This window comes from Candidatus Cloacimonas acidaminovorans str. Evry (assembly GCF_000146065.2).
In the GTDB taxonomy this organism is placed as follows: Bacteria; Cloacimonadota; Cloacimonadia; order Cloacimonadales; family Cloacimonadaceae; genus Cloacimonas; species Cloacimonas acidaminivorans.
The window spans coordinates 1,971,689-1,995,339 of record NC_020449.1 but is presented as its reverse complement, the minus strand read 5'-3'; the positions used below and the strand labels follow the sequence as shown (position 1 = coordinate 1,995,339).

The window sequence follows — 23,651 nt, the reverse complement described above, 5'->3', positions numbered from 1 at the left end:
AATAAGGGAAAAATGTTTAAGAATAAGATAAAATCTTTACTGCTATTACTGTTATTCAGTGTTGCTTTTTACCTGAATGCGGATTATTATGATAGCGTTATTAATTTAACCGGTGATGACCTATTTTATGGCTTGCGGAACTTGATTTCCAATAATACCAATACCAGTTACGATGCTTCCAAAGTAGTTCTCTATCAAACCCTGGATAATTTTAACGGCTATGTAACCTGTGTTTATACCGGACAGGAATATTATGTGGGTTTTGATTATACCGGTAGTACCAATCCCAATACGGAACATACTTATGCCCAAAGCTGGTTCAACGGAACTGATACTACTAAAAAGAAATCAGACCTCCATCATCTGTTTATAACTAATTCGGTGGTAAACAGTTCCCGGGGAAATTACCCTTTTGATGTAGTTGCCAATCATAATACTGCCAATGTTTATTATACTTACACACCGTGGCAAAGTTATCGGGGTTATAATGCTCAAAACAGAATGGTTTTTGAGCCCGCAGATGAATTTAAGGGCAATATTGCCAGAGCGTTACTCTATTTTTATACGCGTTACAGCGGAGAAAGTTTAATTCAGCAAAATGTGGATATGCTGCCTACATTGCTTATCTGGCACAATTTTGATCCTCCGGATGCAGCAGAACTTACTCGCAATACAGGGGTTTTTAATTATCAAAATAACCGTAATCCTTATATTGACCATCCGGAATTTGTTGCTAAAATCTGGGGCGGGAATGATGTTGAAGATGCTGTTTTGCCTGTCGTTCCCGATTTGACAATCAATGCAGTTTATCCCAATCCTTTTACTTCTGAACTGAATATTAGTATCACTACTCAAAAATCAGCTTTGCTGACAACTTCTGTCTATAATATTAAGGGTCAATTGATTTACAGCGAAAGCAGTGTATTAATTGCCGGAGAAAATAAGGTCTTTTGGAAAGGACAGGATAATAAGGGACAAAATACTCCTGCCGGAATTTATTTGATAAAAGTGCAGAGTGCAGATAAACAAGCAGTTACAAAGGTCTTGAAAGTGTTTGAGGGTTGAGATTTTAAAATAGAACACAGATAACTGGATCAACTGGCTTAACCGGATTTTTTCCTTAATTTTAGTCCGTTATTTTCAGGATACCTCACACTCACACATTCTTCATTTCTTTACTTCACAGTTAAGCGGTCTTTGTTTTTCTCAAAGGTTTTGGGTCCAATTCCCTTCACTTTCATTATATCTTCAATGGTTTCAAAACTGCCATTTTCCTCACGCCAGTCAATAATTGCCTGGGCTTTCACTTCTCCAATACCAGAAAGGGTGCATAGTTCTTCCAGATTAGCTGTATTAATATTGACTGGGGAAGTATTATTTGCTTTGGATATGGTTGCGGATTTAGTTTTAGAAGTGGAAGAAGGGGTTGGAGAAAGCTTGAAATTTGTAGTATCTCCAAAGACCAGTAAATCGGGCAAAATTTTAGCATAGGTCTTAGCCCCGATGCCTTTAATATTCATAATCTGGTTTACCGAGGTGAAGGGATTTGTTTCTCTATAGGCAATAATATCTTTTGCTCTTTTTTCTCCAATTCCAGAAAGGCAGAGCAATTCTTCAAAAGTGGCAATGCGAATATCCAGTTGCAAGGGTTTATCTTCTTTAACCACCTGCCTTAAGGTATCTAAATCTGTAGGGGTTGCCTGCAAAGGATTCCAGCCAAAATAGTCCAGAAAGCAACCACCCAGAATTATTAGCCCTAAAAAAAGCAATATCTTTTGCTCATCAGGAGTGAGAAAATTGCGCAAGGGATTTTTCATTTTCATATTATTGATGAGGTGAAATTAGGTTAGATTTCGGTTCTGCTTTTTGTTTCAGTTCTGTCCAATGGGGTTGATGGCAAAGGTTATCTTCCCATTTTGTAAGATATTGGCTTAAGTGTTCACTATCTATCACTTTCTTGTTAAAAGCAGAAAGAAGCTCATTGCCAAGAGCATTCCAGTCCTCTTTGCGGGCTAAAAGACCGGCGTAAACATCAAAATAGGGAGCTGAATTTAGCAAAACAGGATTTTGAGCAAGAAATTGCTCTAAACTTTGCCAACTTTCTGTTTCCTGCAAAATTTCCACATAGCCCTCAGCAAAAATATAAATACTATCAACTGAAGCCATTTGACCGCTTTTAATCAAGTCCGAAAAAAGAGGGGGCAGATATGAACTATACAGAGTGGCATTTTTCTCCTGCACCAGGAAATATTTTATCCGCATCCAGTTAGCCATCAATAAATTACGGTCTTTAGTCAACTTCAGTTCCTTTTCTGCTTGAGGATAATTTTGTGTTAAGCGATAGCGATGAAACTGGAAAATATGAAAATAATCATCATCAGGAAAGCGTTTATAACCCTCATCAATGATTTTTAAAGAAAGTTCCTGACCGTTTAGCGGGTCTGGAATTTCCAGTTCCGCATTCAGTAACCAAGCCATAAAGTCCACAATGTAAAGACGGTAACCCCAATAAAAATCAGGATAATTTCGGCAAAGTTCTTCAGCACCTTTCATCTGGAGTGTTTCATCTTCTTCCAGCCGTAAAGCAAGATATTGATAAACAGGAGAATGAGGATTATTTTGAGCAGCATTAAAGAAATATTGCTTACAAACATTCGGTTCCACACTTTCCCAAATACTTTGCAGTTCTCTAAGTTCTTCTACATTGTTGGTAGTAGGAATATAGGCAATAATTTTTTGCCTGGCTGTATTCCAATCCTTGGTATTAAGCAATTCCTCTTTAAATTGAGCAAAGTTTTGTCCTTCAGCTATCAAAAAAACAAGCAGGAACAAAACAATCACCAATAAGCGTTTTTGCATCTTTTTCATATTTTCCGTTCTTAAATGCCTATTTTAGCTTTTTTACTTTATTGCCTACCTCATAAAATTTGTCAAGCAAAAGAAACAAAGTTTAGCGTTTTAGTTGGTTACAGGATAAATTTTTGTACAAGCTAAAGTGTAAGGTAGTAACAGTTTTTCCTTAATTGACAATTTTGGGATATTTTATAAGCTGGCTTCCAATATGGCGGAAAGTAAAAAAACCACGGATTTGAATAGCGAAGTTAAATACCTGAAAGGGGTTGGAGAACATCGTGCACAGCTTTTAAGCAAGCTGGGGATAAAGACCATATTGGATTTGATGGAGCATTTTCCCAAGGTCTATATCAGTCGCAAGTTAAGTGTCACTTTAGGGGATTTGAAGCCGGGAGATATGTTAGCTTTTACAGCAGTAATTTCTTGGGTAGATGTTCATCAAACGGCAAAAGGCAGGAATATTTTAAGCATAGGGGTAAGTGATGGAAAAGTAGGTATAATATGTTCCTGGTTTACTTATCCTCCTGTTTATGAAAAGATGTTTTTGCCGGGTCGTTTAGTTTGGCTGAATGGCACGATAACGGAATTTAACGGTCAGCTGGAAATGGTGCATCCGGAATTTGAACTGATTGATGATTGGGAAGATACGAAGGAGGATTTTTGGAAGAATCGCGAGGTTTTACCGGTTTATCCTTTAACGGAAGGCATCAATCAAAAGCTTATGCGTCGGCTTATTTACAATGCTTTTGCTCTTTATGCCGGTTTCATAGAAGAAAAACTGCCGGAAAATATTATTGCCAAACATCATTTTCTGGAGAGAAAAACCGCTCTCCAAAAGATGCATTTTGGTCAGAATCCCGCAGAAATAGAAAAAGTGCGTCGGCGTTTTGCCTACGAGGATTTTTTTTACACCCAGCTTTTATGGGCGAGGCATAAGACCTTTCATACCACCAAAACCAAAGGTATAAAATTCATCAATAAAAAGCAGTTAACTACCGGCGTCTATAAAAAGTTACCTTTTACGCTTACCAAAGCACAGAAAAAAGTGCTGTGGGAAATTTTTGCCGATATGTGTTCCGAAAAGCAGATGAGTCGTTTACTGCAGGGAGATGTAGGTAGCGGAAAAACAGTTGTAACCTTGTTTGCAATGCTTTTAGCGGTGGAAAACGGTTATCAGTCCGCACTGATGGCTCCTACGGAAATTTTGGCAGAACAGCATTATGAGACCATCACTAATTTACTAAAGGGTTTTGAGGTGCAGGTTTGTCTCTTAAAAGGTGGCGTTTATAAAGGGAAAGAGGCAATTAAAAAAGCAATTGCCGAGGGAAGTGCTCAAATTGTGATCGGAACTCATGCCCTGTTACAAAAGGATATAAATTTTAAGCGATTGGGTTTTGCTTGCGTTGATGAACAGCATCGTTTCGGAGTTGAACAAAGGGCAAAATTGGCTAACTTGGCTGAACATCCCGATTTACTTTATCTTTCTGCCACACCAATTCCCCGCAGTTTAGCAATGACTGTTTATGGAGATTTGGAAGTTAGCATTTTAGATGAACTGCCTCCCACGCGAAAACCTGTGAGAACAATTATTCGTCCCTCCAGCAAAATTGACACTGTTTATAGTGAAGTACGCCAAGAACTTGCGTTGGGACGCCAGGTTTATATAGTATGTCCCTTAGTGGAAGAATCAGAAAAAATAGCTCTTCTGGATGCTACTAAGCTCTATGAATATATTTCCCAAAAGGTTTTTCCGGAATATCCTGCCTCCCTTTTGCATGGAAGAATGCCGGTGAAAGAAAAGGATATGATTATGCAAAAATTTAAGGCAGGAGAAATAAAAATTCTTGTTTCTACTACTGTTATTGAAGTAGGTGTGGATGTTCCCAATGCCAGTGTGATGATTGTAGAACATGCAGAGCGTTTTGGTTTGGCACAATTACATCAATTACGGGGTAGAGTTGGCAGAGGAAGTGCTCAGGCATACTGTTATTTAATTGAACATTCGCCGGTTAGCGAAGTTGCCTGGCAGCGTTTAACCACTATGACTAAAACTACGGATGGCTTTATTATTGCCGAAAAAGACCTGGAACTGCGCGGTCCGGGTGAAATTTTCGGTTATGAACAATCCGGATTACCTGTATTTCGTTTTGCTAATTTAGTGCGAGACCAGGAAATATTAAGATTAGCCAGGCAGGATGCCTTTGAAATTGTGCATGCCGATCCGGATTTTGAACTGCCGGAAAATGCCCTGTTGAAAAAAATATACTTCTCCCAATTCACTGATAAAGAAAAGCTTATCCTCTATTAGTAAATGCCTTGGCGTAGCTGCAGCTTAAAGCAAGGATTTACTACTGCCGAAATAAATTTTATGCTACCTACTAATTATTTTAGCAGTTAGGATTCGTGCCTGCTATAAAATGATGGATGAAACATACAGAACATATATTACACTGCAAATAGAATAAGATTTTTATATTTAAGAGAAGAATTATTAATTATAAGTTAGTGATCTCAGTGTAATCTGTAAGAGAAAATGTTTCTGAGTGTTACAAGTAGTATACACTGCGAAAGTTATTGTAGGGAACAAAATTGTAAAGCTGTAAATGATTCTTAGTATAAAAGCAGAGTTTCAGCGAGCTCCGTTTATGCTTAAACCCTGTCTGCTGAAAAAATGATTCCCTTATGATTCCCATATCGCGATATGGGAACGATATGGGAATCATATCGGAAACATAATGGCTTAGAGAGAGGATAAAATATACAGAGATCATTTACGATAAAAGAAAATTAGGCGTAGCAACTCAATTTTCCTTGACGAAAGAACCCGCCTTAGTGTTTTAGCTACTATTATTCAAAACAGCTAAAGGATAGAACATAATGTATGATGTAATTATAATTGGAGCCGGACCTGCCGGCTTAAGTGCTGCCATTTACAGTGCGCGTAGCGGTTTAAAAACTGTTGTTTTGGAAAGAGGACTGATTGGCGGTCAGATAAATGTTACGGAAGATGTAGAAAATTATCCTGGTTTTGCTGAATCTATAAGCGGTTATGAACTGACGGACAGAATGCACCGTCAAGCAGAACATTTTGGTGCGGAATTTAGGGATGAAGAAGTAACAGCTCTGGGAATGGAAGGACTTTGTAAAATAATAGAAACCACGGAAAACAAATATCGTACCAAGGCAGTGATTTTTTGCACGGGAGCTTATCCGCGGCGCTTAAATGTTCCCGGAGAAGAAAAATTTACCGGTCATGGGGTTTCCTACTGTGCAACCTGCGATGGAGCATTATATAGAGATAAAATTGTAGCCGTAATTGGCGGAGGTGATTCTGCCATAGAAGAAGGAATTTTCTTAACTCATTTTGCCCGAAAAGTAATTGTTATTCACCGGCGTGACGAACTTAGAGCTCAAAAAATCATTCAAGAGCGCGCTTTTCAAAATCCTAAAATAGAATTTGTCTGGAACAGTGTTGTGCAGGAAATTCGTGGGAATACAAGAGTGCAGGAATTAGAGGTCTACAGTCGGAAAACCAATTCTTTAAGTGTTATTCCCGTTGACGGCGTCTTTATTTATGTAGGAATTTTGCCTAATAACAAATTGCTGGAATCCCGTATTGAACTTGATAGCGCAGGTTTCGTGATAACCGATGATTTTATGCAGACCAATGTTCCGGGAATTTATGCTGCGGGTGACATCCGGAAAAAGGTTTTACGCCAAGTTGTAACCGCCACTTCCGACGGAGCTATAGCTGGTTGGAGCGCTGAAAAATGGATAACGGAAAATTATTCTTCCTCGCAAACGGAATAAAGGAATTAAAGTGATAAGCAGTAAAGAAATACGACAACAATTCATTGATTTTTTCCTTAACAGGGGTCATATTTTTGTTCCTTCCTCACCTGTAATTCCGGAAGACGATCCTACCCTGCTTTTTGCCAATGCTGGAATGAATCAATTCAAAAGTATCTTCCTGGGGCAGAAAGAAATAACATACAAACGCGTGGTTAATAGTCAAAAATGTATTCGTGCTGGAGGAAAACATAATGACCTGGAGGAAGTTGGAAAAGATGGCTATCATCACACCTTTTTTGAAATGCTCGGTAACTGGAGTTTCGGTGATTACTACAAAAAAGAGGCAATTTCCTGGGCTTGGGAACTGCTGACCGAGGTCTGGAAAATTCCGAAAGATAAACTCTATGCTACCGTTTATAAAACTGATACCGAGGCATTTGAAATCTGGAAACAGGAGACAGATATTGATCCAACTCATATCAGCTATTTTGATGATAAAGATAATTTTTGGGAAATGGGGGAAACAGGACCCTGCGGTCCCTGTTCGGAAATTCATATAGATAGAGGTAGTTCGCATTGCACGAGGCAAAATGAGCCAGGACATATCTGTAAAATAAATGGCGGTTGTTCGCGTTTTATAGAATTGTGGAATTTGGTTTTTATTCAATATAACCGCGAGGCAGATAAAACACTTTCTCCGCTCAAAAACAAATTTGTGGATACAGGAGCGGGTTTTGAACGCCTGGCACAGGTTTTGCAGGATAAAAACAGTAACTATGAAACAGACCTTTTTATGCCTCTGATAAATAAAATTGAGGAACTTTCCGGGGTTGCCTACACTCAGGAAACAGGAATGCCGCATAGAGTTATTGCCGATCACATCCGCTGTCTTTGTTTTGCTTTGGCAGATGGTGGTTTTCCTTCCAACGAAGGAAGGGGTTATGTTTTACGCAGAATTTTAAGAAGAGCAGCCCGGTATGGTCGTTTGCTCGGTTTTGCCGAACCCTTTTTGCATTTGTTAGTGCCGCTTGTAATTGAGCAAATGGCACATCATTTCAGTGAACTAAACGGTAAAGAGGACTATATAAAAATGGTGATTAAAGCGGAAGAAGAACGCTTTAATAAGACCCTGGATACCGGTCTGGAAAAATTTAGGGAGATAACCCAAAAGCTAAAAGGAGAAGTTATTTCTGGTTCCGATGCCTTTATTTTATATGATACTTACGGTTTTCCGCCCGATTTAACCGCTATCTTAGCAGAAGAAAAGGGCTTGAAGATTGACTATGAGGGCTTTGAAAAGGAGATGCAATTACAAAGAAAACGCGCCAGAAAGGCAAGTAAATTTACTCTTTTTGTTAATAATGAGGATTGGATTGAGTTCTCTCCTGTAACTCCTACTGAATTTGTCGGTTACAAAGAAAATACGGTGCAGACATATATCCAACGCTATGCCATTCAAGAAAAGGGTTTAATCCTTATGCAACTTGCCCAAACACCTTTCTATGCCGAATCCGGTGGACAGGTATCGGACACAGGAAAAATATATAATGAGGAATTTGAACTGGAAATAACCAATGTCCGTAAACAAGATGAGTATATCATTCATTACGGAAAACTGAAAAGAGGAACTGTAAATAATGCACCCGTTACAGCAGAAATAGATAGGGAAAGACGCAAAAGCATAGCCCGCAATCATACGGCTACTCACCTTTTGCATAAGGCACTCAGAGAGGTTTTAGGAGAACATACCGTTCAAAAGGGCTCTTTAGTGCATTCGGATTATCTGCGTTTTGATTTTGCTCATTTCAGAGCTTTAACCTTGGAAGAAATCAGAAAGGTGGAAGATATTGTTAATCAAGCAGTTTTGGATAACAGGAAAGTGAAAACTACGGTTAAAAATATAGAAGAAGCCAAAAAAGAAGGTGCCATTGCTCTTTTCGGAGAAAAATACAGTGAAAAAGTTCGTGTTGTATGCGTTGAGAATTTTTCCCAAGAACTTTGTGGCGGAACTCATATATCTTCTACAGGTGAAATCGGCTTATTTAAAATTATTTCCGAAAGCTCTTCCGCAGCAGGAATTAGAAGAATTGAGGCAATAACAGGTATTTCTGCCTTAAAATGGGTTCAGGATTTGCAAGATAAACTAAGCCGTATTTCTACACTGCTGAATTCTCCTGTTAAAAACATTGAAAGCAAATTGGAAGCAACTTTGGAACAAATTTCCGCTTTGGAAAGAGAACTAAAATCCGCTAAAGCCAAAGAAGAGGAAAAATTTGTGCAGGAACTACTCTCTAAGGCAACGAAACAGGAAAATTATTTGTTGATTAAAGCACAAACCGAATTTGATAATTTGGAAGAACTTAAAACAACCGCTGAACAGCTAAAAACCAAAATGCAGGGTACGATTGCCGTCCTGTTCAATCTCTATCAGGACAAACTGAATATCCTGTGTGTGGTAAGTGCAGACCTTATTCCCAAGTATAATGCCGGAAAGATTGTGGCTAAACTCGCGAATGAATTAAAAGGAAAAGGTGGTGGCAGAACCGATATTGCTATGGCTGGTGGAAAAGATATAGCTAACCTTGCTTCTGTAATGGAAAAGGTGCCGGAAATAATTGCTTCTATCTAAATGAATATTCTTATTCTGCGACTCTCTTCAATGGGTGATATTATACTCACTCAACCGATTTGTGCTATCTTACAGAAACACTTTTCTGGTTGCCAAATTGACTATGTTTGCAAAGAGGAATTCAAGGAACTTCCGGAAATGTTTGCTCCTCCTGTTCATCATCTTGTTTATGAAAAGACGCTGAAATTTCATTTATGGCTAAGCAAAAGAAAGTATGACCTAATTCTGGATTTGCACAATAAGTTCTCTACTTTTTTGCTGATGCTTTTTTTAAGAGCTCCCCGAAAAGTCCATTACAGCAAAAAACGCGGTCTTAGACGCGATATTGTGAAAGGGAATAAAAAGCTGAAAATAGACAGTACGGTTGAGCTTTATGCCTCTGCTCTTAAAAAAATGGGAATAAATGAACTCTGGTCTTATCCTCGTTTGCAGGTAACTGAGCTACCGAATTCCGCTCCTGCAAAATACAACAATGCCCTCTCCGGCGAAATAAAAATTGCCGTTTTTCCGGGTGCTAATCATTTTACCAAAAGGTATCCTGCGGCAAACTGGATTCAACTGATAAACTCCAATCCTCATTACGATTTTACTCTTTTTGGTTCCCAGGCAGATGAAGAGCTATGTAAATTCATAACCCAAAAATGCTCCACTAATTGCAGAAATAAATGCTCTACGCTTACTCTGCGGGAACTTTTAACGGAACTGATTTCTTACAACTTAATTATTAGCGGTGATACCGGACCTATGCATTTAGCCGCAGCTTTGAATAAACCCCAAATAGCCATTTTTGGAGGAACACATCCGCGCTTGGGTTTCCGACCTTTGAACAATAAAGCTATTATTTTATGCGCTGAACTGCCTTGTCAACCTTGCTCTTTGCACGGAAAAGAAAAATGTCCTCTTAATCATTTCAATTGTATGAATGCTATTAGTCCCGCTTTGCTTAGTTCTGCTATTAAAAAAGCCCTGGAAGGTTGATATTCTCTAAAAAGTCAGAATTCGTCACTACCTAAATAACTTTTTTCTTCCCACAAATTGATATGGTAGAGAGGACGCGTGAAGATAAAGAAAAAAGGTCTTGACGAAATCTGTATATTATTGCACAAAGGAAAAGTAAATAATATCTGTAGCATCTTGAAAATAGAGGATAAATATAGAGCTGATATATACTATTGAAATAAACAGCGAAGGAGGTTAATAATGACAAAAAAGGTAGTTTCACTACTAATCTTAATAGTTTCACTTTCTCTTCTCTCAGCAGAGGACTTTATTATCGGGGATGGTTCTGGTGCACAATTTATAGTTCCTGTAGACGGACACTTTAATTATGGTTGGACCAAGTTTTTTTATACCTCTTCCCAACTGCAAAATGCCGGTATTTTGAACCCTGTGGAGATAACTAAAGTAGCGTTCCAAATTGGTGGTTCCAGTTCTCTGGTTAATTATCTTATGGACAATCAAAGCATTTACATAGGACCATTTCCGGGAACAAATTATGGTAGTGCCTATCTGGGACATCCAGGATACGAAAATAAAACCTTAATTTATAACGGTTCTATCAGTTTCAACGGTCCCGGTTGGTTCTTTATTACTCTATCAACACCCTATACTATTAACCCGAATTCAGGAGTGGAAATTTTGTGGGAAAATCGGGATGGAAGTAAAATTCCCATTCCCCCGATTCCACCTCAGTTCTGTTTCACAAATTATAGTCCTTATAACAAAGAAGTTCATTTGGCATCTGATCCATCTTTTCCTGCAGGAAATGGAACAAGCACTTCAAAATGTCCCAATATCTGTTTTTCTACAGGTGGTTTAGAAGCTCCTCAGGTGGAAATTTCTCAGAGCGGAAATTCCTTTATCTTATCCTGGACTTTGATACCTACGGCATCTTCTTATTCTATATATGTTTCGGATTTGCCTTCGGGTCCCTGGAATTTCCTTACTTCTATTAACGGAAACCAATATCAGCTTAATGCCACAGACACAAAGAAATTCTATTATATAAAAGCTATTGGCAGATAAAACCCGGAGAAAGATTATTTTATTACAACCTGCTTGAGAGTAACTATCTTTCCTGCTTGAGCGATCCGCATAAAATAAATGCCATTAGCTAAATTGCAATTCAGTTTAGAGCTTTGCAGTTTTTTGATTCCCTTTTCTTTATACAGGCATTGTCCCCTCAGGTTATAAAGTTCCACATCAAAGGCAGTTCCATCTTTGCTCTCTAATGTAAAAGAGTCCTTTGAGGGATTGGGATAACAGCAAAAAAGGGGTTTGGGAAGTTCTATATCCTGATTGGAAACATTGCCATTATGACTAAAGACCTCAATATTATCCAAAAACAAAGCCATTGCATCTACGGAAAGACAACGCCAGGCAAGATAAACATTTTGATTATCCCAGGCAGATAAATCGTATTCGTAATTTGTCCACTCAATAGGAACAGCGATATAGGTATTTTGGTGTAAAGGCACAAAAGAAGCAGGTTCGCTATTGATATTGGAAATCAGAATACTTAAGCGTTCCAATCCAAAATTGGCATAAGCAGACCGGGCTTTAAATTGCAAAGAAGAAGCAGTGCCCAAATGAATAACGGGTGAAATCAACCAATCGTTATTAGGAGGTGGAATACAACAAATTGAGGCAAGCATTTTATTACCTTCAAAAGCCGGATGATCCGTTAAAGGAGGAATTGTACTTTGGGGTTCAAAACAAAGCCAAGCAGCCGGATTTCCCGCATTGGGGTAAGTTACATTTTGCCAAAAGGAAGTTGGAGCCAAATCCAAATCCAGATTTTGCCAGTTTGCTATTATTCCGGTAAAAGGAGGACAGGTCTCAAAGCCCTGGAACAATATTCTGTCTGTTCCTCCAGCTTGAATAGTGATTGTTATTACATTGGAAGGAGTGCTTTCCGAGCCGGAAAAACTCACTGCCGTTACATAGTAATAATAACTTAAGCCCTGTTGCACATTGTAATCGTAATAACTTGTTTCAAGGGTAGTTAGGAAAAAACTGGCATTCCGGTATATTTTGTAATAATGTTGATTTCCTGTTACAGGTGCGTTCCAATTTAATTGAGAAGCAGAACCATTATAGCAACCGGTTAAATTCTGTGGAGGAGATATTTGTTCCGTAATAGTAGTAAAACTCCAGAGGGGAGAAACATATTCACAATTGTTAGTATAACCGGTTACCTGCCAATAATAGGTCTTACCAAATTGAAAAGGTGTTTCTGGTTGCCAATAGGTTAAAGGTGTCTGATCTACCACTTGCAGTAAGGAATCCGAATGCGTTCCCAAAACAAGAGAAAAGCTGTTACAGATGCTTGTCCAGGATAAAGTTGTATCTACGGGAATATTGTTTGCTGCATTTGCAGGAATTGGCTGAACGGGAGTGTAATATTGTGCCTCAATTGTGATTTGGAGGTTACTGCGAAAGTTTTTCAAATTCCAGCCGCTTTCCGGAGGAGCTAATGGATCAGGATTGATATGGGAACTTTGATATTGAATGGCATAATCCAAGGGACAGGAACTACAAATAAAATCATCTGAACTACTTCCGTTACCAATGCTGTTTTCATCCACGGCTACTAATAAAGCATCCCTTCCATTGTATAAAAAAGGTGTTTCCAATTCAATAACCAACCATCCGTTTCCTGGTAATCCACCTAAGAAATCCGATTCTTGAAGATTATTATCATAAACAACTTGCATATCGTTAAGGGGAATCCAGTTTGTTATTTCAGCTATGGGAGTATGTCCCAGCCATATTTTCCAGCTCTTATTGGAATTATAAAACACATTACTGATGACATTGTATTGAAAGCCAAGGGTAGTTATTATACCAGTACAACCTATTTCTGAAGGCAGATAAATTTGCTGTGAATAGCTGAAATGAGCAATCGGCTCAATAGGTAAACCTTGATTCAGTTGATTCTCACTTCCGATAGTAATAACGGTTGCATTTAAACAAGTAGTAAACAAAAAAGCTAAAAATACAAGTTTACGCATATCATCTTTCCTTTATAAGTTATTGGATTTTAACCTCTAATATCATTCTCTATTCTTTCTATCAGAAAACTCAATATTTTATTCCTGCGTTTTACCTTTTCACTTTTCCCCTTAACCTGTTAACCTGGTTACCTTTTTCTACGGGAAGTTTATCGTAATTTTCTTCACTTCGGGGTATTTTTGCAAGTGTTCACGGATTTCTTCCGCAATATTATCCCGCCATTGATCAAATTTCATTATGTTCATGTCAATAGTCACTTCTCCATCCTGAAAGCCAATATACTTCACCATTTTTAGAGAGATAATATCTTCTCCTACTTGCGGATAGATAATTTTTCTCAGCTCCTCTTCTATAGCTGCTTTACCGAAATTGGGAACTTCTTTCAAGCCATGTGCTATTTCGTAATTGGAAATTGCCGATTGTAAAGTATCAGCAGCTAAAACACTGCAGTGAACTTTAACGGGAGGAAGTCCATCCAAAGCATCCATAGCATCGCGCCAGGTAATTTTTTTTGCTTCTTCCAAGGTCTTTCCTTTTGCCATATCGGTAATTATGGAAGCAGTAGCAATATTGGAAGCGCAGCCATAAGAAAGAAAGCTGATATCTGTAATGGTCTTTGTTTTGTCATCAACCTTCAGATAAACAGTTACCTGATCTCCACAAGCAGGGCTTCCTTCTGTGGCTACAGCATCAGGATTTTCCATTTTACCTACATTATGGGGATGCATAAAGTGGTCTAAAACCTTTTGTGAGTATTGCATTTTATTTCTCCTTGGTCATTGCTAAATAAAGGGGACTGCGATTGCGCAATTCTTGTGTTATTTCTGCTAATGCCTGAACGGTTTCATCCAGTTCAGCTTTAGTTGTATAACGAGAAACGGTAAATTTCATTGAACCGTGTGACTGAATATGTGTTTTTCCCATTGCCATTAAAACATAATTTGCCTTTAATCCTTCCGAAGCGCAGGCACTTCCCGTGGCAACAGTAATTCCTTTTTGATCAAGCATCATTGTAATTGCTTCACCTTCAATGAAGTCAATGGAAACATTGATATTGTGAGGAGCTCTTTTTTCTCCTCGGGGTCCGTTTAATTCAACATAAGGTATTTCCTTTTCTATTCTGTCCAAAAGGTAATTGGAAAGTTCTCTTAAGTAAGCTGTATTAGCTTGAAAATCACGAAAGGTAAGTTCCACGGCTTTAGCAAAACCGGCAATAAGAGCAATACTTAAACCGCCTGTTTGCAGATTATCCACTCTTTTAACTCCATGAATCAATTGTGCCAGCTTTGTGCCCGTTCTTTGATAGAGCGCACCAATACCTTGAGGTCCGTGTATTTTATGGGCACTGATAGACATTGTGTCTATTCCCAGTTCATTTACCTTCAAAGGAATTTTTCCATAGCCCTGACCTGCATCCAGGTGGTAATAAATTTTATGGTCGGCACTCTCTAAAATAGCTTTTATTTCTGCGAAGGGCTGAATTGTTCCTACCGTATGATTTACAGCAGTAGTCATAAACAGAATTGTATCTTTACGGATAGCACTTTTCAGCTCTTCCAGAGAAATAAAGCCCTCGCTATCGGCAGAAAGGTAAGTTACTTCAAAACCGTTCTTTTCCAGATAGGCAGCATTAGTTAATAAATCAGGATAATCAACAACGGAAACGATTATATGTTTTCCCTGCTGTTTATAGGCATTAGCTAATCCCTTGATAGCTATGTTATTAGCCAAAGTGCCTCCGGAAGTGAAATGGATTTCCTGAGCGCTGGCTTCAAGGGTTTCAGCTATTGTATTCTGAGCTTTATTTATCAAGCTATTAGTGCTTTCACCCGTGCTGATAAAAGTTCCCGGAAACCAAAACTTTTTTTCCCAATAGGGTTGCATTTCTGCTAAAACTTCCGGTGCAGGACAGGTAGTTACGCAATTATCAAGATATATTCTTCCCGCTTGCATTATTTTTTCTCCTTTTCAAACATTATAGCTTACAGTCAAATTATGTGTCTGAAAGTATGCCTTCTTTTATTATTCTAAATTTTTCCCAAAACCAGTGTTACAAGCATTTTCCCAGCCGATAAAAGCGCTGGAAATTTGCCAACCTATTATTTTCCGCATCTTTATTTTTCCGGTTTATCCCCTCAAAATGGTCTATGCATAAACCCCCAGCTCTTATTTAATCAACATCATTTTCCGAATTTGAGTATACTTTCCTGCCTGTATTTTGGCAAAATAAATTCCGCTGCTTACGGTTCTGCCGTTGTTATCTTTTCCATCCCAAATCAATTTATGTTCTCCACCGTTTAATATTCCCTGGTAAAGGGTGCGAACTTTTTGTCCTTTAAGGTTATATAACGAGAGTTCAACTTCCTGAGTTGCAAAAGTATTAAAGGCAATAGTAGTTGTCGGATTAAAGGGATTGGGATAAACGGTTACGCTGGAAATTGGTTTCTGAACTAAGTCACTTACGCTAACAGGATAGTTTGCAACCTTGATCAATCCCGTATAGGTTCCAGGTTCATTAGGAAAGAAGGTAAAGCTATTTGTATGCTCATAGTTATAGTATTCTGAATCAAGATAAAATTGAATGGTATAATCATTGGGCAGGTCTATATCGCTAAGATTAAATTCCACAGGAGAGGTGGAATTACAAACAAGGTTGAAGTGCCAGATTTTTTCCTGTTGGTTTACTGGAGAAAATGCTTCTCTAAATTCAGCTGAAAGTTTTTTATCCCTGAAAAAGATATCTTCGGGTGCTTCTCTTGTTATAAAAACACTCAAACCGGGAAATGGTTTCTCGGGAGCAGAAGGTAAATCCAGGTAAAAATCATAACCATCGGTGGCGATTGGATTTGTTCCCAAAACGAATTCATCCGCATTGCTACCGGCAGAAGAAACATTTACTTTAAATTGCCAGAAATTATCAGGTGGGTCAATTTCCGGTGCTTCAAAATAGGGATAGAAACGAAGATAAGTATTTAAGGACTGGTCACCATAATATTTGATATAAAATGCCTCAAAGGGTAAAATTGTGTCTACTGACTGAAACTTTCCCTCCCGATAGACAAATACGGTTCGGGAAACAAGGTTTTGAGCTATCATTTCACTATAGAGAAAAGGATTTGTTCCTACCAGAAAGCGTAAACTTTGAACCGAATAACTGCAATAATGAGGATTGGCTATAAAATTCCAACCCGGTTGCAGCGGAAAAGAGTTAATTTCAGTTGGACAAATTTCAGCCGTGGAATTAAAGAAATTTACTGCCGGTGCATTTATCCAATAGGCAATGCCAAACAGGAGATCATCATTTTCCTGCCAGGTTCCTTCATTAGTTGGAGTTAAAGCAATGGCTCCATTACCGAAAAGAGTTTCTACCGGAGGAGTTAAATCGGGCCAAATTTGGGAGCGCGTTTGCCAGCCGGCTTCATTAGAGTGTAAAATCATCCTGGGAACAAGGGCAAAAGTATAAGGCGAGACAAATGTTTGGATTAAACCATCAACAGCATAGCAATTGATATAAAAACGGGCTTTTTGCATATCTACATTGGGGGGAATATTGTATATCCAGCTGTTTTGGTTTCCCGGAATATTTCCTGTTAAAAACAAGCTATCTCTTTCATTTTTAACATACAAATCCAGATGGTCAATCAGAAAACTGTTTTGCGCGCTCCACTGGAAAGTAATATTATTGCCACCTTGAAAAAGTTGGTTATTTTGGTTAATATGAGAAATTTTGGGTTGCAGGTTACCCCAATACAAAGTCATAGTTCTTACATTATTATTGGCTACCATAAATTGATAAGGTCCGCTAAATAAGTTATGCCAAGTTCCGTTTCCCGAATCGTAAATATAAAGTTTTTCCGCTCGGTTGAAATTATCGGAAGCAGATAAATAAAGAGGTGTATTAACTTCCGTAGAGCGAATTCTAATCGTCCAGGTTTTCAGGTCTAAAGCAGTATCATAGCCACCTTTAACTTCCCGGGAAAGTGCTGTTCCATTGGAACCCCAATATGCTTCCCAAAAAGCAGACCAGACATAACTTGAACCGGAAGGATTGGACTTGGTTATATCATAATAGGTATCCTGGCTATCGGAAGCATAAGGATTTTGAGCAAAGTAAATAGTATCTACCAAAGTGGCAGTAGAGTTAGTAAGAGTTAAATTATGAATAGGTCTAACAGCTGCAGAAACAGGATAATTATAGAAAAATTCCTGGTTATTTACATTCGTGCAGCTGATTATATAATCCCAGTTCTGACCGTTAGTAACATTATAATCCCAATAGGTATAGTTAGATACAGATGTATTTGCCAGAGAGGGGTTGGTAAGGTAAGAATCAATTAAAGTGTAGTCAGTTTGGGTTGGTGCCTTCCTATAGACCTTATATCCCAGATTATTAGTTTGTCCTGAAACACCCCAAAAAAGACGGACTTCATTATCCAAACCGTGAGCAGTAAAAGTATAAATAGTGGCTGGAGCGGGAATTGTAGTTATCTGATTGGAAAGTTCCGAATAATTTCCGTTTTTATCTTTTGAGCGGATTTTGAAGAAATAGCTATTAGAAGAACTCAATCCTGGAACCGTAACACTTTCACAATAGGGTGAAGCTAAAATTGTATTATTGTTCCGATTGTAAATCTGATAATTATAGCCATCAATAGGATTTATGGAATATAGTATTTCAAAGGTATCAAAATCGTAACAATCAACCTTTTGCCAATTTAAGGTGATGGAATTAAGGGATTGATTTTGAATGGAAAAACCTACTGGAGTAGGGGGAATTAAGCCATCATTCATTGCAAACATTTCGTCCATAACGCTTTCCAAATCGTAAACCCAACGCAGATAATACATCTTAAAGTTATCAAAAAGATGGTCAAAATCCCAGCATTGCAATGCTTCATTCCAGCCGTAAAACCATTTATAGGTATTTTCGGTTAATTCATAAGAATTGGGCAATTCATCCATCTCTGTATGGAGAAAGGGGTCATAAACATCATAATCTGTTGTTCCGGATTGAGTATACAGCATTTGATAATTTTGGGAATAGGCAGGCAAATCAATATAGTTATTTACCTCATAACAGTGTTCACCATCATCAAAAAGAAACGGATAGAGATCATAATTAACACCATAAAAATCATTCAGATAAACTTCTCTGTGAAAACCTACCGTATTAGCTGGAATCATTATATGGTGACCCTTATTAATCATATCCAGTTTTCGGCTGGAAAGGTCTCTAATAGGAAGGTTGGGACAGAGACGATTGTATCCTGCTGAAATTTGGACATTAGGATAACCAGGATGATAATTCCAATCGTAACTATGTATTTGAGGAGAAAATTCCCGGATATTAAACTCGGTTCTAATAAGGTCTGCAAACTTTTTATAACAGACATTGAAAGGATGATTGGTTACGCGCGTAGGATCAGATATGGATTTGGAATTATTATAACTACCTTGATTTGTCCATCTTACTTCTCTACCTGCTCCATTGATCAATAAAAATTGGGCATCCCAAATTTGAAATGCCTCTAAAGCAAAAGCAGGAGTAGGAAAATCATCACAAGGATGAGGAACAGTTACAATAACAGGTCTACTCCCTAAAGGATTGTAAAGATACAAACCCCAACCGTAGGCAAAAGCACCGTTTTCATCATCATAAGTATCATCAGTTCCGTTATCATCATAATATTCCGGATTGGGAACTTCACGCAACATTCTATAAGTTATGCCACTGTCCGTATCATTAAAAAGAACAACCTGATAAGGAAATCCGACATTATTAATCGCTGTCTGCGCTTCATCAAAGGAGCCGGCTAAAAATAAGTCCACAATATAATTCCAAGCAGTTAGTTGATCATCATTAGGAACTACAAAATCACCAAAACCGTTGGTTTGTCTATCGTAAGGAGCATAAGTATTGTAGCCCTGAATTGCAATACCTTCAGCTAAATGGGAAATCCAATTGTCGTAAGCGCAATTGGGTTCATTTCCATAAAGAAAATGCTTTAGAGAAGCGGTTTCTTGAACTACTCCTGCCAGAGGAAAAACCAGCAGAAGGGTTAGTATTATTATCCAAATCCTTTTCATCAATACTCCCAATTTTTATGGTCTAAGAACTTATAAAAAACATTAATTGTGTTCTTTCAAATTTAGTCAAGAATAATATACAGGAAGAACAACATCCCTTGTAAGTCAGGAGTTATTAGCGTTTTCACAAATTTATTCCTGAACTTATCTTTTTTGGGCGCTTATGACTAATGACGGCACAACAAATAAAATCAGCATAATCAGCGAATTCTGCGGGATAAATTTATGTTCTTTAGGGTATTTATCTCCAAATTTGTAACTTCCTGCAAATCAGTTAATTCCAAGAAGACCCCGTAACACTTCTGTAACACTTCCCTAACACTGCAGTAATCTCGTTACGGGATTGTTACTTATTTGTTACCGGGTTATAAGAAGGTTTTGTCCGGGAAAAATAGGCAGGCAAACTGCAAGCTGGGAGTCATTTAACCCTTCCGATTTTGCTGGTTGATGAGGATATCAACCCTCCGCATAACGAGTCCTGATTTGTTTTGCACAAATTTAGCAATCAAGTTATGGGACTGCTAAAAAATCTTGACAATAAGCCAAGACCGATTATTTTATCTCCAGAAACACAATGAATTAAAATAAGGAGATTAAAACATAATGGCAGACAAGAAAACAAAAGAAAAAGGAAGTTTGAGCATCCATACCGAGAATATCTTCCCGATTATCAAGAAATGGCTCTATTCTCAGCACGATATATTCCTAAGAGAATTGATTTCCAATTCGGTAGATGCCATAGCCAAACGCAAATATGCCGATCCTAATTACAAAGAAGAGGATATGAAAGTAGAAGTTAAGCTGGATAAAGGCAAAAAAACAATAGAAGTAATGGATACCGGAATTGGAATGACAGTTGAGGAAATAAAGAAATACATCAATCAGATTGCCTTTTCGGGTGCCGAGGATTTTATTAATAAATACAAGGACATCCAGAACAATATGATTGGCCATTTTGGACTGGGATTTTATTCTGCTTTTATGGTTGCCGATAAAGTAACTATAGATTCGCTTTCTTGCACGGAAGGAAGTGAACCCGCTTTCTGGGAATGTGACGGCAGTACGGAATACATTATGAGTAAAGGAAAGCGCAAAGAAATTGGAACTACCGTAACTGTTTACCTGAATGAAGAAAATGCGGAATATGCTGATCCCAATAAAATAAGGGAAATTCTGGAAAGATACTGTAACTTTATGCCCTATCCAATTATGTTTGAAGGCAAACAAGTAAACCAGAAAGAAGCACTTTGGAACCGTAAACCCAACGAAGTGAAAGATGAAGAATATATTGAATTTTACAAAAATGTCTTTCACGATTATATGGACCCTGTGTTCTGGATTCATCTGAATGTGGATTTTCCTTTTAATCTGAAGGGGATTTTATATTTTCCCAAATTGCGCAATGAGCCCGATTTCTTCAAAGGAGAAGTGAAACTCTATTGCAATAATGTTTTTGTAGCGGATAATTTGGAAGACCTGATTCCGGAATTTCTTCTACTCTTGAAAGGCGGAATTGATATTCCGGATATTCCTCTCAATGTCTCTCGCAGTTTTTTACAAAACGATGCCCAGGTGAAAAAAATCAGCCAGTATATAGTAAAAAAAGTAGCTGACCATTTCAATAATACCTTCAAGGAAGACCGCAAGAAATATGAAAGCTACTGGGAAGATATTAATGCTTTTATCAAATTTGGCTTGCTGAAAGATGACGATTTCTTTGAGGCAATGAAGGATATCATTATCTTCAAATCCGCCAGCGGCGACTATGTAACTATTGAAGAATACAAAGCCCGCAATAAAAGCGAAGGTGAAAGGACAAAGATTTGGTATGCAGCCAGTGAAGATACCCAAGTCAGCTACCTGAATTTAATGAAAGAACAGGGTATTGAAGTTGTTTTTCAAACCAGTCCTCTGGATACCCATCTTTATCAACAGCTGGAAAATAAGCTGAATAACATTGAATTTGTGCGCATTGATAGCGAAGTTAATGACCTCTTGCTAAATAAAGAAGGGGTTGCAAGTGACTCTGAAGATAAGCTGAAAGAACTATTTTACAAGGCATTAGACCAACAAGTGGAGGCAAGTTTCAGCAAAGAAAGTTATGCCGATTTTCTGAAAAAGTTTCCTCAAGCTGCAACCCTCTTAAGTCCTTATCTGATTCAAAAAGATGAGCAAACAATCATTAAACCCTTTGAACTGCCGGAAAATGTGCGTAAAGAACTGGGTGCTGAAGCAATGAAAGCCCTTGAAGATAATGCTTTTACCGAAATTAAAGTAGAAGTGAAGAGCTTAAAAAGCCCCGAAATACCTTCAATGATTGTGTTTAGTGAATATATGCGTCGCTGGCATGATATGGATCTGCTGGCTCATCAAAATCCTTCTTCCGATATGCTTAAATACCATACTTTGGTGGTAAACAGGGATAATCCCATAATCAAAAAGATTCTTACCTTTCACGAACAGGGTAAGGATGAAGAAGTTAAAACCCTTTGCTCCTACATTCACGATCTTTCGCTTTTGGAGCAGAAACCTTTCAGCGGCAAAGAACTTAAAAGTTTTATCGCTAAAGCAAATCAGGTGCTTAGCTACTTAAGCGAATAAATAAAAATAATTGCAGGGTTTTTTAATCCCGAAAGTATAAACTACAGGGACTGTTAAAAAAAACAGTCCCTGTTGTGTTTTATCTATAACGCTGATTATACAGAAAGCGAACTTTTTCTACTTTCCTATATCATAATACCATTGCATAATTGGACTATCCAGAAATTGGAAAAAATTAGGTGGTTTTCATCTGGGGGAAGAGGATAACTTCCTTAATGGAATCGTTTTCGGTTAGCAACATAACTAAGCGGTCTATGCCGATTCCCTGTCCCCCCATAGGAGGCATTCCGTATTCCAGTGCTTCTAAAAAATCCTCATCCACGACATTGGCATCGTCAATTCCCAAAGCACGTAACTTTGCCTGTTCTTCCAAACGGACTCTTTGCTCCAAAGGATCATTCAATTCACTGAAGGCATTGGCAAATTCGCCGCCGGCAATAAAAAGTTCAAAACGGTCTGCAACAAAGGGATTTTCGGGTTTTGCCTTAGCCAAAGGTGAGACCTCTTTGGGAAAATCACGCACAAAAGTTGGTTGGATAAGTGTTTCTTCTACAAAATTTTCAAAGAGCAGAGCAATCAGTTTTCCTTTTTCGGAGCCCGGAGGGATAACCAACTCCTTGTTTTTACAGATGGTAGAAAGCTCTTCAAAGCTGATATTCATTACATTCTGTCCGACAAATTCACTAACCAGATCGGGTAAAGATGCTCTTTTCCATTCTCCGCTTAAGCAAACCTGGTGATTATGATAAAAGAAAGTATCCTTGCCGATTATGTCCAAAGCCAAATGTTTAATCAGCTCTTCAGCGATATCCATCATCCCTTCCAGGTCGGAATATGCTTCGTAAAACTCAATCATGGTAAATTCCGGATTATGAGTTCTATCCATACCTTCATTGCGAAAATCCTTGCCGAGCTCGTAAACTTTTTCAAAACCGCCTACAATTAAACGCTTTAAATAAAGCTCCGTAGCAATTCTGAGATACAAATCCATATCCAAAGTGTTATGATGAGTAATGAAAGGTCTGGCATTTGCTCCACCGTAAAGGGGTTGTAAAATAGGGGTTTCTACTTCCACATAACCCCGGCTATCCATAAAATTCCGAATAGCAGTAATGATTTTTGCCCGCGTTTCAAAAACTTTTCGGTGTTCAGGATTAAGCAAAAGGTCAAGATAGCGTTTTCTATAACGGAGTTCAATATCGGAAAATTCATCATAACGGATTTTTTTGCCGTCCACGATTTTTTCCTTCACTGCAGGTAAGGGTCTGATGTTTTTGGAAAGGAGTTTTATATTATTGCATTTTAGGGAATACTCACCTGTTTGCGTGAAAAATGTTTTTCCTGTGGCTTGAATAAAATCACCCGGATCACAAAGTTTGAATAGTTCGTAGTTTTCCTCGCCGATTAAATTTTGAGCTACATAAAGTTGAATTTTTCCGGAAATATCTTCCAGATCGCCAAAACCGATTTTACCCTGCCGTCGCATAGCTGTTAAACGCCCGGTAATAGTGACTTCTTCAGCTTTTTGAAGCTGTTCTTCCTTATCTTTAAGCAGGTCGGAAATATAATGAGTACGATAGGATTTTATGGGATAAGGATCAATACCCAGGGCTTTAATTTTTGCCAGTTTTTCTTTACGTAACTGGATAAACTGATTGGGTTTGCTTGACATTAC

14 protein-coding genes are annotated in these 23,651 nt (G+C 38.2%); 7 read left to right on the top strand and 7 right to left on the bottom strand.

Annotation, left to right across the window (positions count from 1 at the left end; all coding sequences use genetic code 11):
- The first annotated feature begins 12 nt into the window (after window positions 1–12).
- On the top strand, window positions 13–1,065 hold the full coding sequence (locus CLOAM_RS08005) for an endonuclease (RefSeq protein ID WP_015425395.1): 1,053 nt from the start codon (window positions 13–15) through the stop codon (window positions 1,063–1,065).
- Window positions 1,066–1,175: 110 nt separating this feature from the next.
- Here CLOAM_RS08005 and CLOAM_RS08000 read toward each other — a convergent pair whose 3' ends face one another.
- Window positions 1,176–1,817 (bottom strand): ComEA family DNA-binding protein, encoded by a 642-nt coding sequence (locus tag CLOAM_RS08000; RefSeq protein WP_269764014.1) that lies wholly within the window; start codon window positions 1,815–1,817, stop codon window positions 1,176–1,178.
- 7 nt (window positions 1,818–1,824) lie between these two features.
- A complete protein-coding gene (locus CLOAM_RS07995) occupies window positions 1,825–2,868 on the bottom strand; it encodes a hypothetical protein (protein ID WP_015425393.1) in 1,044 nt (347 codons plus the stop codon).
- A gap of 193 nt (window positions 2,869–3,061) precedes the next feature.
- Here CLOAM_RS07995 and recG point away from each other — a divergent pair, with 193 nt between their 5' ends.
- The 5 genes from recG (at window position 3,062) to CLOAM_RS07970 (ending at window position 11,299) form a co-directional block, all read left to right on the top strand.
- Complete coding sequence (recG, locus tag CLOAM_RS07990; RefSeq protein ID WP_015425392.1) at window positions 3,062–5,161, top strand: ATP-dependent DNA helicase RecG; 2,100 nt, start codon at window positions 3,062–3,064, stop codon at window positions 5,159–5,161.
- Between the two features lie 569 nt (window positions 5,162–5,730).
- The gene (gene trxB, locus CLOAM_RS07985; RefSeq protein ID WP_015425391.1) at window positions 5,731–6,663 is read left to right on the top strand and encodes a thioredoxin-disulfide reductase; all 933 of its coding nucleotides are present in this window, start codon (window positions 5,731–5,733) and stop codon (window positions 6,661–6,663) included.
- Window positions 6,664–6,673: 10 nt separating this feature from the next.
- A complete protein-coding gene (alaS, locus tag CLOAM_RS07980) occupies window positions 6,674–9,274 on the top strand; it encodes an alanine--tRNA ligase (RefSeq protein ID WP_015425390.1) in 2,601 nt (866 codons plus the stop codon).
- Complete coding sequence (locus CLOAM_RS07975) at window positions 9,275–10,252, top strand: glycosyltransferase family 9 protein (protein WP_015425389.1); 978 nt, start codon at window positions 9,275–9,277, stop codon at window positions 10,250–10,252.
- A 222-nt stretch (window positions 10,253–10,474) separates the two neighbouring features.
- Window positions 10,475–11,299 carry a hypothetical protein gene (locus tag CLOAM_RS07970; protein WP_015425388.1) on the top strand — a complete coding sequence of 275 codons (825 nt, stop codon included), beginning with the start codon at window positions 10,475–10,477 and terminating at the stop codon, window positions 11,297–11,299.
- A gap of 14 nt (window positions 11,300–11,313) precedes the next feature.
- On the opposite strand, the gene CLOAM_RS07965 is transcribed toward CLOAM_RS07970, so the two are convergent.
- From CLOAM_RS07965 to CLOAM_RS07950, 4 genes are all read right to left on the bottom strand, one after another.
- On the bottom strand, window positions 11,314–13,287 hold the full coding sequence (locus CLOAM_RS07965; protein WP_015425387.1) for a T9SS-dependent choice-of-anchor J family protein: 1,974 nt from the start codon (window positions 13,285–13,287) through the stop codon (window positions 11,314–11,316).
- Between the two features lie 138 nt (window positions 13,288–13,425).
- A complete protein-coding gene (locus tag CLOAM_RS07960; RefSeq protein ID WP_015425386.1) occupies window positions 13,426–14,049 on the bottom strand; it encodes an iron-sulfur cluster assembly scaffold protein in 624 nt (207 codons plus the stop codon).
- A 1-nt stretch (window position 14,050) separates the two neighbouring features.
- Window positions 14,051–15,241 (bottom strand): cysteine desulfurase family protein, encoded by a 1,191-nt coding sequence (locus CLOAM_RS07955; protein WP_015425385.1) that lies wholly within the window; start codon window positions 15,239–15,241, stop codon window positions 14,051–14,053.
- 213 nt (window positions 15,242–15,454) lie between these two features.
- Window positions 15,455–19,375, bottom strand: a complete 3,921-nt coding sequence (locus CLOAM_RS07950) for a T9SS type A sorting domain-containing protein (protein ID WP_044279095.1) — start codon at window positions 19,373–19,375, stop codon at window positions 15,455–15,457.
- A 603-nt stretch (window positions 19,376–19,978) separates the two neighbouring features.
- Between CLOAM_RS07950 and htpG the strand changes: the two genes are divergently transcribed.
- On the top strand, window positions 19,979–21,976 hold the full coding sequence (gene htpG, locus CLOAM_RS07945) for a molecular chaperone HtpG (protein WP_015425383.1): 1,998 nt from the start codon (window positions 19,979–19,981) through the stop codon (window positions 21,974–21,976).
- A gap of 175 nt (window positions 21,977–22,151) precedes the next feature.
- Here the strand turns inward: htpG and lysS are convergent, their stop codons facing one another.
- Entirely contained in the window at window positions 22,152–23,648 is a 1,497-nt protein-coding gene (gene lysS / locus CLOAM_RS07940) for a lysine--tRNA ligase (RefSeq protein ID WP_015425382.1), read from the bottom strand.
- Between the last annotated feature and the right edge of the window lie 3 nt (window positions 23,649–23,651).

Coding starts and splice junctions, on each gene's coding strand:
- CLOAM_RS08005 (WP_015425395.1), top strand. CDS start 13: ATGTTTAAGAATAAGATAAAATCTTTACTGCTATTACTGTTATTCAGT.
- CLOAM_RS08000 (WP_269764014.1), bottom strand. CDS start 1,817: ATGAAAAATCCCTTGCGCAATTTTCTCACTCCTGATGAGCAAAAGATA.
- CLOAM_RS07995 (WP_015425393.1), bottom strand. CDS start 2,868: ATGAAAAAGATGCAAAAACGCTTATTGGTGATTGTTTTGTTCCTGCTT.
- recG (WP_015425392.1), top strand. CDS start 3,062: ATGGCGGAAAGTAAAAAAACCACGGATTTGAATAGCGAAGTTAAATAC.
- trxB (WP_015425391.1), top strand. CDS start 5,731: ATGTATGATGTAATTATAATTGGAGCCGGACCTGCCGGCTTAAGTGCT.
- CLOAM_RS07975 (WP_015425389.1), top strand. CDS start 9,275: ATGAATATTCTTATTCTGCGACTCTCTTCAATGGGTGATATTATACTC.
- CLOAM_RS07970 (WP_015425388.1), top strand. CDS start 10,475: ATGACAAAAAAGGTAGTTTCACTACTAATCTTAATAGTTTCACTTTCT.
- CLOAM_RS07965 (WP_015425387.1), bottom strand. CDS start 13,287: ATGCGTAAACTTGTATTTTTAGCTTTTTTGTTTACTACTTGTTTAAAT.
- CLOAM_RS07960 (WP_015425386.1), bottom strand. CDS start 14,049: ATGCAATACTCACAAAAGGTTTTAGACCACTTTATGCATCCCCATAAT.
- CLOAM_RS07955 (WP_015425385.1), bottom strand. CDS start 15,241: ATGCAAGCGGGAAGAATATATCTTGATAATTGCGTAACTACCTGTCCT.
- CLOAM_RS07950 (WP_044279095.1), bottom strand. CDS start 19,375: ATGAAAAGGATTTGGATAATAATACTAACCCTTCTGCTGGTTTTTCCT.
- htpG (WP_015425383.1), top strand. CDS start 19,979: ATGGCAGACAAGAAAACAAAAGAAAAAGGAAGTTTGAGCATCCATACC.
- lysS (WP_015425382.1), bottom strand. CDS start 23,648: ATGTCAAGCAAACCCAATCAGTTTATCCAGTTACGTAAAGAAAAACTG.